This window comes from Paenibacillus caui (assembly GCF_019904135.1).
Taxonomy (GTDB): domain Bacteria; phylum Bacillota; class Bacilli; order Paenibacillales; family Paenibacillaceae; genus Fontibacillus; species Fontibacillus caui.
Window position 1 is genome coordinate 1 of sequence record NZ_JAIOGQ010000057.1, and the last position, 10,809, is coordinate 10,809.

Sequence of the window (10,809 nt, forward strand, 5' to 3'; positions counted from 1 at the left end):
CTTTTGCCTCCGGCTTCCTTCAGATTCCACCTCACGATGGGACACCCTTACCCTTGGCTAATGGTAGGCGCTCGCCAGCCCCCATTCCGGACTTTCACCGTGTAGATGACGCCCATGCTGGGCGTACTAGAAAAATGGCAGGCAAGGATTAGCTCCTTGACCTGCCATTCTTTTGATTTCTTTATTTAATCCTGCCTCTTGCCGGCACTTCTTTAAGGCAAATAACCTTATTGCGCCGCAGTCTCGCTTGTGCTTACACTGTGGCTGATTGCGCTCCGGTCGAAAGTCAACTTCGTTACATCGTTGACGCGAATGACGACAATGTCATCGGTGAGTTCCACAATGGTACCGTGAAGACCGCCGATCGTTACTATTTTATCGCCCTTCTTCAATTCTCTGAGCATGGCGTTGCGGGTTTTCTGCTTCTTTTGCTGCGGACGAATCAGCAGGAAATAGAATACCGCAAGCATGATGACAAACGGAATGACCACTCCAAGCATGGAGCTTCCGCCGTTTGCCGCTGCATAATAAAACATGTTGTCTTCCCCTCTCATTTCATAAGCTTGGTTTAAAAACCTTTTTCATTGTCAAACAGACCGTATTGCTCGAAAAACTCATCCCGGAAGTCGAGGAGCCTGTCTTCCATAATCGCTTCACGAACTCGTCTCATCAGATTCAGCAGGAAGTACAGATTATGGTAAGTAGTCAGCCGCAAACCGAATGTCTCGTCGCTTTTGATCAAATGACGAAGATAGGCCCGGGAGTAATTCCGGCAGGTGTAGCAGTTGCATTCAGGATCAAGCGGTCCGAAATCACGGGCATATTGAGCGTTACGGACCACCAATCTTCCCTGGCTCGTCATGGTTGTCCCATTGCGGGCGATCCGGGTAGGAAGCACACAATCAAACATGTCGACGCCGCGGATCGCGCCTTCGATCAGCGCATCCGGTGACCCAACCCCCATCAGGTAGCGGGGCTTGTTACTTGGCAAAAGTGGTACCGTATATTCAAGCACTTCATACATGAGATGTTTAGGTTCACCTACACTCAGTCCACCAATAGCATAACCCGGAAAATCCAGAGAAGTCAAATCGCGTGCGCTCTGCTTGCGAAGGTCCTCATACATCCCCCCTTGCACAATACCGAAGAGTCCCTGATCCTCCGGCCGGGCGTGGCTTTTCAGGCAGCGTTCGGCCCAGCGGATTGTACGCTCCAGCGATTGTTTGACATAATCGTATTCCGCCGGATAAGGGGCGCACTCATCAAACGCCATCATGATGTCAGAACCGAGCGCGTTCTGGATTTCCATCGCTTTCTCCGGTGACAGAAACAGCTTGTCCCCATTCAGATGGGAGCGGAAGTGCACGCCTTCTTCTGTAATTTTGCGCATTTCGCTCAGGGAAAACACTTGAAAGCCGCCGCTGTCCGTCAATATGGCGCGGTCCCAATTCATAAATTTGTGCAAGCCGCCGGCTTCGCGGACAATTTCATGTCCGGGTCTTAAGAATAGATGATACGTATTGCTCAAAATGATGCGTGCATCCATGTCCTTGAGCTCTTCCGGGCTCATCGTTTTCACCGTGGCTAACGTGCCAACAGGCATAAATACAGGGGTTTCGATGACGCCGTGCGGAGTGTGAACCCGGCCCAGCCTCGCGCCTGATTGCTTGCAGGTTTTAATATGCTCGTAAGTAATTGCTGCTGCCAATATAATCAACCATCCTCTAAAGTCTAATAAATAAACATGGCGTCGCCGAAGCTGAAAAAGCGGTATTCCCGCCGAACCGCCTCCCGGTAGGCGTTCATGATATGCTCGCGCCCCGCGAGAGCGCTGACCAGCATGACCAGCGTTGATTTGGGGAGGTGAAAGTTTGTGATAAGCGCATCCACCAAGCGAAACGTATAGCCCGGATAAATGAAGATCCCGGTCCAGCCGCTTGATTTGACGATTTTGCCGCCTTCACATTTCCCGGCTACCGTCTCCAATGTCCGGGCGGATGTAGTCCCTACCGCAATCACCCGGCCGCCTCTTTCCCTCGTTTCATTGAGAATATCCGCCGTTTCCTGAGGCAGGATATAATACTCTTCATGCATGACATGATCTTCAACCCGGTCAACGGACATCGGTCTGAACGTGCCCAAACCTACATGAAGGGTTACAAAGGCGATCGTTACCCCTTTGGCCCGAATGGCTTCCAGCAGCTCTTCCGTAAAATGAAGGCCGGCTGTCGGAGCGGCCGCAGAGCCTTCGTGACGGGCATAAACCGTCTGATAGCGTTCCTTGTCGTCCAACTTCTCCTTAATGTAAGGAGGAAGCGGCATTTGCCCGAGCCGGTCAAGAATTTCGTTGAATATCCCGCTATATGAAAATGAAAGCACCCGGCTTCCCATTTCGCCTTCTTCTTCCACAACGGCTTTCAGTTCGTCGCCAAACACGATAACGGAGCCTTTCTTCAGCTTCTTTCCCGGTTTGACCAGCGTTTCCCATTGATCGCCGCTCAGGTTCTTAAGCAGCAAAACCTCGGCTTTGGCGCCTGTATCTTCCTTAACGCCAAACAATCTGGCTGGCAGCACTCTCGTGTCGTTAAGAACCAGCGTATCGCCAGGCCGAAGTTCGTCCAGAATATGCGGAAAATGATGATGCCCGATTTCGCCTGTCGCTTTGTTTAAAGTAAGCAGGCGCGAAGCGGCCCGGTCAGCGAGCGGAGTTTGGGCAATCAGCCGCTCGGGAAGTTCAAAATCATATAAATCTACGTTCATAATATAAGTCATTCCTTCGTAATCGTCACATTTTGATAATAGTGTTGCAAAATAGTCATGTAATCATACCCCTCGTCAGCGATGCCTTTGGCTCCCCATTGGGACATACCCAGACCATGTCCGTTCCCTTGACCGACGAACAGGAAACGGTTGCTCTGGTCAACGATCCTGGCTTCCCGATTTCCGTTCATCACAATCACATGGCTTCCGGAAAGGGTCTTAGTCCCCGATGCCGACAACACGGCAGTACCCGCTGCGGCGGTACCGGACGCGGTCTGTCCTCCGGCACCCAGTACAGTATACCTTCCTGTTTGGACAATATCAAACAAGGTGCTCGGCAAGCCGCCAAACGCGGAACGGAACAAGTCGGGATACTTCACCTGCACGATTTCTCCGTTAGCCTTGACCTGAATGGCGCGTCCTGAAGGACCGCGCTGGGTCACTTCCAGCGAAGTGATCGGTGAAGCTATCGAATTGGACGTTTTGCCCTTCAGGCTCTGCAGCAGTTGATCCGAAGTGAAGGGGCCCCGCACCCATGCATACGAGCCCGATTCATTAACCTTTTCCAGCACCAGGGCCTGATCGCCCGGATTCATCTTGGTGACCGGATTAACGCTTGATTGAATCATGGGAAGCGGCCTTACATTGACGTTGCTTGCGGTTACGGTAAGAGAGTTCAAACCCGCGGCGTTTGATGTGCCTGTAAGTTTGACATTGTCTTCGCGAACATAGCCGCTTTGGCCGCTGCTGAGCAGCACGTGATACCACTGCTTCAATCCCTCGGCCGCAGCCTTGTCTTCGGAACTTGCCACAGCCGTATAAATAGTGCTCGGGTTGTTCCAGACTTCCGTAGAGTCAGCCGTCATTCCTCCGCCGTTTGCGGAAAATACGCCCTCTATCAATTCGCCGTTGCTTTTCAATACTTCCCCCGCCGTGCTGTCTACCGCTTGTACAATGCTGTCCGCCTCAGTGCCAATGCCAGAGTAAACCTGGCTTAGTGTCGTATCCACCAAACCGGCAACCTTGAATTTGCTTGCCGGCTGGTACAGCGCAAAGCTGCGGGCGGCAACGGCCTGCGCCTTGAGCGCTTCCAGAGACCATGAGGACGGCACTTCCCCTCCTACAACGGAATATAAGTATTGCTCAAGCGGGAGCTCATTCACAAGGGCCAGCTGTCCGTTCACCGAACTGATTTCAAATCCTCCCCGGTATTTGCGGGCAGAACGCTCCTTGACTTCCGTAATTCCGCTGCCGGTGCCGGACTCCACCCACAGCTTGGCTCCGTTTCCAATCAGCATATAATGCGGAAGCGGAGCAGGTGCAGCCAAATCGTTTGTAGTGTCACTCTGGATAACCAAAGCGGCCTGCGAAGCATCTACCGCCGAGAGCTGCAGTTCAGGAAACTTGGCCAGAACCGAATCTTTGACCGCCGCAAGCTGGGTATCGCTTGCAGCTTCTCCAACCCATACAGAATAAGATCCATTTCCGGAGCCTGGCGTCAGCACTCTCCACGCGTCTATACCCTGGGATACGATCTGCTTGCACAAGCTTTCCGCGTCAAAAGCGGATGCAAAAACTCCCGCCGAAAGATACAATCCTCCTCTTACTTCAGGCTGTTGCAGGTCCGTAAGGCCGCCAAGCGTGCCGGCCACGGAATCGGCGGCTTTTTCCGCATCTGCGGCTGTGGCGTAACTGCCGGTGTAAAGCTGGTAGATCTTTTTCCCGTCGGCATCTTCCGAGAAAATCGTCGGCTTGTGCGAAGTTGCCTGCAGCTTTTTGGCTGCCGCCGCCACCGTACTCCACTCTGTCGTTTGCAGCGCTTTTACCCGGTAACCGTTTATGCTGAATCTGGCTTGTTTGCCGGCTTCGATCTGAACCCATCGCTGAAACCCGTTCTCCGTTCTTGGCCCTGCAGCCAGTCCGTCCGGGGACTGAAGGGTAACCGCAGGGGCGGTTGACTTATAGGTGCTCCCAAGATCCAGGAACATCGCTACCCGAACCGTATTCTGCCCTGCTGACTCCGCCGCTGCCGGCGTGTGCAGCATGCCTAGAAGGAGCAGACCGGCTCCGAAACCTCTGCTCCACTTGATCAAGTTGTTATATCTTTTGGCGCGTTTCATGGGGAACCTCACTTTCTGCTCATAGCCTGTTAAAAAGGTTACTAGTTCATGTTTTTCATCAATTGTTCTCGGGAACAGGCAGTCCCAAATGCTGATAGGCCGCCGGAGTGGCTATACGGCCTCTCGGGGTTCGCTGCAAAAATCCGATCTGGAGCAAATAGGGCTCGTATACATCTTCAATCGTTTGACTTTCTTCGCCGATTGTGGCTGCGATCGTATCCAGACCCACGGGGCCGCCCCGGAAGCTTGTAATCATCGCCCTCAGCATCTTGTGGTCAATCTGGTCGAGTCCCATCGGGTCTACCTGCAGCATCCGAAGGGATTCATCGGCTACCTCAGAGGTAATTACGCCGTCTCCGCGCACCTGAGCGTAGTCCCTGACCCGTTTAAGCAGCCTGTTTGCAATCCGGGGCGTTCCCCGCGAACGGAGCGCTATCTCTTCTGCGCCATTCCCAACAATTTCAATGCCCAGTATATCCGCTCCGCGCGAAACGATGTAGCTCAGCTCTTCCACCGTGTAGAATTCAAGCCTGCTGACAACGCCAAAACGGTCGCGAAGCGGCGCCGATAACAGACCCGCCCGGGTTGTGGCGCCAACAAGCGTGAAGGGAGGCAGGTCCAGCCTAACCGAACGCGCGCTCGGTCCCTTGCCGATCATAATATCAAGCGCATAATCCTCCATCGCCGGATACAGCACTTCCTCCACCGTTCTGTGGAGGCGGTGAATTTCATCTATGAAGAGGACGTCGCCCTCCTGCAGGTTAGTGAGCAGGGCTGCGAGGTCGCCAGGCCGCTCGATTGCCGGCCCCGAAGTCGTCCGCAAATTCACCCCCAGCTCGTTGGCGATAATGTTGGCCAGCGTCGTCTTGCCAAGCCCCGGGGGGCCATACAGCAAAACATGGTCGAGCGCCTCCTTGCGCATTTTTGCCGCTTCAATATAAATGTTCAGGTTTTCTTTGATTTGGCTTTGACCTATATATTCCGATAAATAGCGTGGGCGAAGGCTGAGCTCGACCGCCTGATCTTCCATCATCAAATTTGCCGATATGATCCGGTCTTCCATCATTGCTGCATCGCTCCCTTTCTGTTCATTCCTCTATCCGACATACAGCAGCTTGAGCGCCTTTTTCATAACGGAATCGACCGATTCGCCCGGAGCAACGCCGTCTTTTATGTTATGCCATACTTTATCCAGCTCAACATCCGTATAGCCAAGCGCTTTAAGGCCTTCCTTCGCCTCGGACCAGGAGGACGCATCCGGATTGAACAGATCAACCTCAAGCTCAGAATGGACAGGGACCGTGCCGGTTGCGATGCCGTCCAGCTTGTCTTTCAGATCCAGAATCATCCGCTGCGCCGTCTTCTTGCCGATCCCCGGCAGACGGGTCAGGAAAGAAATATTCTCCTGATAGATGGCGGCCACAACATGGTCCGGAGTTCCGCCGCTCAGAATGCCAAGCGCAACCCGCGGGCCGATTCCTGAAACTTCGATCAATTTGCGGAACAGCTTCTGCTCCTCCCTTGAAGCGAAGCCGAACAGCAGAATGGCATCCTCCCGTACATGATGATGGGTATAGATCGTTACTTCTTCTTTGCTTTTGGCAAAAAAGTACGGATTTGGACAAAATACACGATAACCGGTCCCATGAACGTCCAGAACGACATATTCCGACTCCAGGTGAACTACTTTTCCCCTTAAAAAATCTATCATTTGCGCAGAACCTCATTTATCTTTGAATTTAACGTATAGGAATGGGCGTGGCATATGGCCACAGCGAGCGCATCCGCTACGTCATCCGGTTTCGGTATGCTCTGCAGCTTAAGAAACATGCGGGTCATTTCCTGGACCTGCCGTTTCTCCGCCTTGCCATAGCCAACGATCGCCTGCTTGATCTGCATCGGCGTATATTCAGAAATCGGGAGCCCTTGCTGGGTTGCCGCCAGAACCATAACGCCCCGTGCCTGACTGACCGTCATCGCCGTAGTCACATTCCGGTTAAAAAACAGCTTCTCAAGCGCCACCGCATCCGGCTTGTACTTTTGTATTAATTGGATCATCCCTTCATAAACATGAAGCAGCCGCTCTTCCTCAGGCGTATGCGCTTCTGTCTGAATGCATCCATACTGCACCGGCACACACTTGCTGCCCTGCTTATCTATGAATCCGAAGCCAACTATAGCTATGCCAGGGTCGATTCCCAAAATACGCAACCATCATCTCTCCCAAGTCCATGCCCGCCCCTTTTGTCAAAGGCGAACATATGTATTCAATCTATTATAACAAAAGTTGGAGCAATCGGGGATAAGTTTGCACGGGATTTGCCCAAGTTTCGCCGAAACAAAAAAGAGACGGCCAAATGGTCGTCTCCTTGATATGAAGCTGGCTTATCATGAGCTGCTATGAAACACGCTCTAATGTTTTGTTTTCTCAGCAGGCCCAACGGCAAAATCACTGAACGTCGATAAGACGCTGTTGTACTCCTCAAGGTCCTGAATCCGTATTCCGTCATGCAACTGCTTAATGACTTCTTTGGGCAGTGCGGTTTCCATGGATTTGATGTCGATTTGAAAAAAAGTCCGCATGACTTTTTCTTTATCGGGTTTGCCTTCAAACAGGCTAAGGCTGCCGGTGGAATCCAGTCCGATATAGCCTTTCCGCTTGCAGGTTTCGGACAATTCCGCGACATGCTCCTCCAGCCATACTTCCCCCTCGTCATCCAGTCTTCCCTGCCAGTTCGGATGCCGGCTCAGCAGTTCAAGGATTTCGTTTGGCTTCAGAATGCCGATGATTTTATTTTCCTCGCCGCAAACATACACCTTACCTGTATGGACAATTCTTGGCTGATCCGTACGGCTAATAGCGGCTTCAAAATTGGATTGTTCATTCTCCGCGGCCCACTCCTTAAGCGTCGCCAAAGTTTCCAGAGCTGCCGGCTCATCCTGGGTAAGCAGATTTTTCAGCTGATCGGACAGCGGCATTTCCAAGCAGACCATAGCAAAAACGACAGCACAGGCGGTAATCGTCCAAATCGCTCTTCTCCATCTTCTCAGGCGTCTTCTCATGCGTCTTTTTATGTTGAAAATGCTCACGGGCAATCCCCTTCTATCCGGTGTTATTTTTCCTATTGTGACCGTGATATTGCCGAATTATTCAAAATACCGGCATTGGAGAAGCCCGCATGGCGGATTAATGAGATGAATAAATATTCCCGTTCTATTGATCCTCAGTTCTTTCCGAAATAGCGCCAGCCCTTTCTTTCCTTAGCTCATTGCCGGAGCGGTCCAGGCCGCTTAATAAGGCAAAAAAGCCGGCGATAATCAGCAATCCCCCAGTAGTCCAGAATACGGTTTGAACGGAACCGATTCCTCCGATAAAGCCGCCGAGAAGCGGTCCCAGCATTCCGCCCATCTGGTTGGCGGTTTGATTCAAGCCAAAAGCCCTGCCGCGAAAGTCGGGAGATGTAAAATGCACGACCATGCCGTTCAAGGCCGGAAATACCGCGCAGAAAAAGGCGCCATAAATAAAGCGTGTAATTGAAAAGCCCCAGATATTCTGGAAAGGGATCTGAGCCAACGTCAAAAGCCCGCCGAAAAACAGGCCAGTCAGCAAAACCTTCATAAACCCGGTCTTGTCCGCCTTCTTCCCCCAGTAAGGTGCGAACAGGATGCTGGCTACGCCTGAAAGGGAGAAGACAATTCCGGCGACCAAAGACGCATTCTCGACCGACCCGCCCATGTCGACAATATAAAGGGAAAGAACAGGCTCAATGGTCATGATGGAGAGAGAGGTAAGCATGGTCAGCAGCAGCACGATCAGCAGCGAGCGGTTGCCAGCCGCAATCTTGACGGCGTTCAGCACGGAGCTGCGGCCTTTGCCGGGCACAAATTTCTCTTCCTTTACCCAGAAAATGACGAGCAGTGTCGCTAAAAAAACAAGCACCCCCGCACTGGCGAATGCCGTTCGGTTATCGACGATTCGCGCGATAATTCCGCCGAGCAGGGGACCCATAATTGAACCCGTTGCAGTAGCGGTCGACATCATCGAAAGGGCGTAGCCCACCTTTTGTTCCGGTGTATTGGTTCCCACGAGCGCAATGGCTCCCGGTATAAAACCCGAGAGAAGTCCCTGGGTAATCCGCAGGGCAAGCAACTGATAAGGATTGGTAACAAACGCCGTCAGCACATAAACGACGCACAAAACAAATCCCGCTCTCACTATCATGGGCTTCCTGCCGTATTTGTCGGCCAGTGAGCCCCAATAGGGTGACGAAATAGCTCCAGCTAAAAAGGCGGCGCTGAATAATAAACCTGACCACATTTCCGTTTGCTGTTTCACGCCGATTTGAAGCAAAAATAATGGCAGGAAGGGGATCACCATGGAATAGCTGGCCGATGTAATAAAAGAACCAATCCACAGCAGCCACAAGTTCCGTTTCCACGTTTCCATGGATGCTTTCACTCCTTCAAAATTCAAAGTACATTTTTCCATTATAACGCAAAGAACCGTCCAATTGAGGCACCGTCACCATTTATATAGAAATTTCTATATAGGTTCAGTAAAAAGAAAAAAGCAGCCATTCCGAAAGAATGACTGCTTCCTAAATCAATCGGGACGACACGATTCGAACATGCGACCCCCTGGTCCCAAACCAGGTGCTCTACCAAGCTGAGCTACGTCCCGATATAAATGATGCCGGTGAAGGGACTCGAACCCCCACGGTTTCCCTCACGATTTTGAGTCGCGCGCGTCTGCCAATTCCGCCACACCGGCAAGTGTGTTGTAATAAAATGGCGCGCCCTGAGAGATTCGAACTCCCGACCTTTTGATTCGTAGTCAAACGCTCTATCCAGCTGAGCTAAGGGCGCATAATATGGAGCGGACGACGGGAATCGAACCCGCGACCCTCGCCTTGGCAAGGCGATGCTCTACCGCTGAGCCACGTCCGCAACTGCAATTTCACCAATGGTTAAGACATAAATGGTGAGCCATGAAGGACTCGAACCTTCGACACCCTGATTAAAAGTCAGGTGCTCTACCAACTGAGCTAATGGCTCTAATTCAAGGAAGGACATTTGGACAGATGAGCGAAAGCCCATGTTTCCAAATGAAATGGCGGAACCGACGGGATTCGAACCCGCGATCTCCTGCGTGACAGGCAGGCATGTTAGGCCTCTACACCACGGTTCCAGGCCAAAAAGAATAGCTATTGCGGGGGCAGGATTTGAACCTGCGGCCTTCGGGTTATGAGCCCGACGAGCTACCGGGCTGCTCCACCCCGCGTCAGTAACAAAGATGAGTATAAGATTAAGTTTTGGCATATCATGGTGGAGGCTGAGGGGATCGAACCCCCGACCCTCTGCTTGTAAGGCAGATGCTCTCCCAGCTGAGCTAAGCCTCCATAAGTAAAGCCGCTACCCGAAAAGGAATCGAAATATGCTGCAACGCAAATCGTCACTTTTTAGGGATACATGGTGACCCGTAGGGGATTCGAACCCCTGTTACCTCCGTGAAAGGGAGGTGTCTTAACCCCTTGACCAACGGGCCATCTATCTAAATCCAAGCTGGCGGAGAGAGAGGGATTCGAACCCTCGAGACGCTTGTGACGCCTACACGATTTCCAATCGTGCTCCTTCGGCCAACTCGGACACCTCTCCACATATTTAATAGGTCCCAGAAAGGAATCGGAATTAATGATAAAATTCCTCTTCGCTTTCTGGATTTTAACTCCCCGAACAGGACTCGAACCTGTGACAACTCGATTAACAGTCGAGTGCTCTACCAACTGAGCTATCAGGGAACATTGCTTGGCGGCGTCCTACTCTCCCAGGACCCTTCGGTCCAAGTACCATTGGCGCTGGAGGGCTTAACGGTCGTGTTCGGGATGGGTACGTGTGGAACCCCTCCGCCATCGCCACCAAACGGGCATTT

General features: G+C 52.1%; 9 protein-coding genes, 11 tRNA genes and 1 rRNA gene. All 21 read right to left on the reverse strand.

The annotated features are described in order from the left end of the window. Positions 1-227 precede the first annotated feature (227 nt). Positions 228-536: a preprotein translocase subunit YajC gene (gene yajC, locus K7397_RS20615; protein ID WP_223070472.1), complete on the reverse strand. Its 309-nt coding sequence runs from the start codon at positions 534-536 to the stop codon at positions 228-230. Between the two features lie 32 nt (positions 537-568). Beyond that, a complete protein-coding gene (gene tgt, locus K7397_RS20620) occupies positions 569-1,708 on the reverse strand; it encodes a tRNA guanosine(34) transglycosylase Tgt (protein ID WP_223070473.1) in 1,140 nt (379 codons plus the stop codon). 23 nt (positions 1,709-1,731) lie between these two features. Then, positions 1,732-2,760, reverse strand: coding sequence for a tRNA preQ1(34) S-adenosylmethionine ribosyltransferase-isomerase QueA (gene queA, locus K7397_RS20625; RefSeq protein ID WP_223070474.1), 1,029 nt, complete (start codon positions 2,758-2,760; stop codon positions 1,732-1,734). Between the two features lie 8 nt (positions 2,761-2,768). Beyond that, a complete protein-coding gene (locus K7397_RS20630) occupies positions 2,769-4,880 on the reverse strand; it encodes a SpoIID/LytB domain-containing protein (protein WP_223070475.1) in 2,112 nt (703 codons plus the stop codon). Between the two features lie 58 nt (positions 4,881-4,938). After that, positions 4,939-5,943: a Holliday junction branch migration DNA helicase RuvB gene (gene ruvB / locus K7397_RS20635; RefSeq protein WP_223070480.1), complete on the reverse strand. Its 1,005-nt coding sequence runs from the start codon at positions 5,941-5,943 to the stop codon at positions 4,939-4,941. Between the two features lie 33 nt (positions 5,944-5,976). Further along, positions 5,977-6,591: a Holliday junction branch migration protein RuvA gene (gene ruvA / locus K7397_RS20640; protein WP_223070476.1), complete on the reverse strand. Its 615-nt coding sequence runs from the start codon at positions 6,589-6,591 to the stop codon at positions 5,977-5,979. Next, positions 6,588-7,091, reverse strand: a complete 504-nt coding sequence (gene ruvC / locus K7397_RS20645) for a crossover junction endodeoxyribonuclease RuvC (protein WP_223070477.1) — start codon at positions 7,089-7,091, stop codon at positions 6,588-6,590. Before ruvC ends, ruvA begins: the two co-directional genes overlap by 4 nt. Before the next feature lie 201 nt (positions 7,092-7,292). Beyond that, positions 7,293-7,970: a BofC C-terminal domain-containing protein gene (locus K7397_RS20650; RefSeq protein WP_223070478.1), complete on the reverse strand. Its 678-nt coding sequence runs from the start codon at positions 7,968-7,970 to the stop codon at positions 7,293-7,295. A gap of 124 nt (positions 7,971-8,094) precedes the next feature. Continuing rightward, positions 8,095-9,327, reverse strand: coding sequence for an MFS transporter (locus tag K7397_RS20655; protein ID WP_223070479.1), 1,233 nt, complete (start codon positions 9,325-9,327; stop codon positions 8,095-8,097). A gap of 160 nt (positions 9,328-9,487) precedes the next feature. Continuing rightward, positions 9,488-9,561 (reverse strand) — tRNA-Pro (locus K7397_RS20660). A gap of 10 nt (positions 9,562-9,571) precedes the next feature. After that, positions 9,572-9,651, reverse strand: a tRNA-Leu gene (locus K7397_RS20665). A gap of 18 nt (positions 9,652-9,669) precedes the next feature. Then, positions 9,670-9,746, reverse strand: a tRNA-Arg gene (locus tag K7397_RS20670). Between the two features lie 6 nt (positions 9,747-9,752). Continuing rightward, positions 9,753-9,827: transfer RNA gene (locus K7397_RS20675), tRNA-Gly, on the reverse strand. 32 nt (positions 9,828-9,859) lie between these two features. After that, positions 9,860-9,935, reverse strand: a tRNA-Lys gene (locus tag K7397_RS20680). Between the two features lie 56 nt (positions 9,936-9,991). Continuing rightward, positions 9,992-10,068: transfer RNA gene (locus K7397_RS20685), tRNA-Asp, on the reverse strand. A gap of 19 nt (positions 10,069-10,087) precedes the next feature. Then, positions 10,088-10,161 (reverse strand) — tRNA-Met (locus K7397_RS20690). 42 nt (positions 10,162-10,203) lie between these two features. Next, positions 10,204-10,279 (reverse strand) — tRNA-Val (locus K7397_RS20695). A 71-nt stretch (positions 10,280-10,350) separates the two neighbouring features. After that, positions 10,351-10,425 (reverse strand) — tRNA-Glu (locus tag K7397_RS20700). Between the two features lie 18 nt (positions 10,426-10,443). Then, positions 10,444-10,535 (reverse strand) — tRNA-Ser (locus K7397_RS20705). Between the two features lie 70 nt (positions 10,536-10,605). Beyond that, positions 10,606-10,678, reverse strand: a tRNA-Asn gene (locus K7397_RS20710). A gap of 5 nt (positions 10,679-10,683) precedes the next feature. Further along, a 5S ribosomal RNA gene (gene rrf, locus K7397_RS20715) occupies positions 10,684-10,800 on the reverse strand. Positions 10,801-10,809 lie beyond the last annotated feature (9 nt).

What these genes read in the sequence shown, in the direction of transcription:
- queA (WP_223070474.1), bottom strand. Translation starts at nt 2,760, where the DNA reads ATGAACGTAGATTTATATGATTTTGAACTTCCCGAGCGGCTGATTGCC.
- K7397_RS20655 (WP_223070479.1), bottom strand. Translation starts at nt 9,327, where the DNA reads ATGGAAACGTGGAAACGGAACTTGTGGCTGCTGTGGATTGGTTCTTTT.
- ruvB (WP_223070480.1), bottom strand. Translation starts at nt 5,943, where the DNA reads ATGGAAGACCGGATCATATCGGCAAATTTGATGATGGAAGATCAGGCG.
- ruvA (WP_223070476.1), bottom strand. Translation starts at nt 6,591, where the DNA reads ATGATAGATTTTTTAAGGGGAAAAGTAGTTCACCTGGAGTCGGAATAT.
- yajC (WP_223070472.1), bottom strand. Translation starts at nt 536, where the DNA reads ATGTTTTATTATGCAGCGGCAAACGGCGGAAGCTCCATGCTTGGAGTG.
- K7397_RS20630 (WP_223070475.1), bottom strand. Translation starts at nt 4,880, where the DNA reads ATGAAACGCGCCAAAAGATATAACAACTTGATCAAGTGGAGCAGAGGT.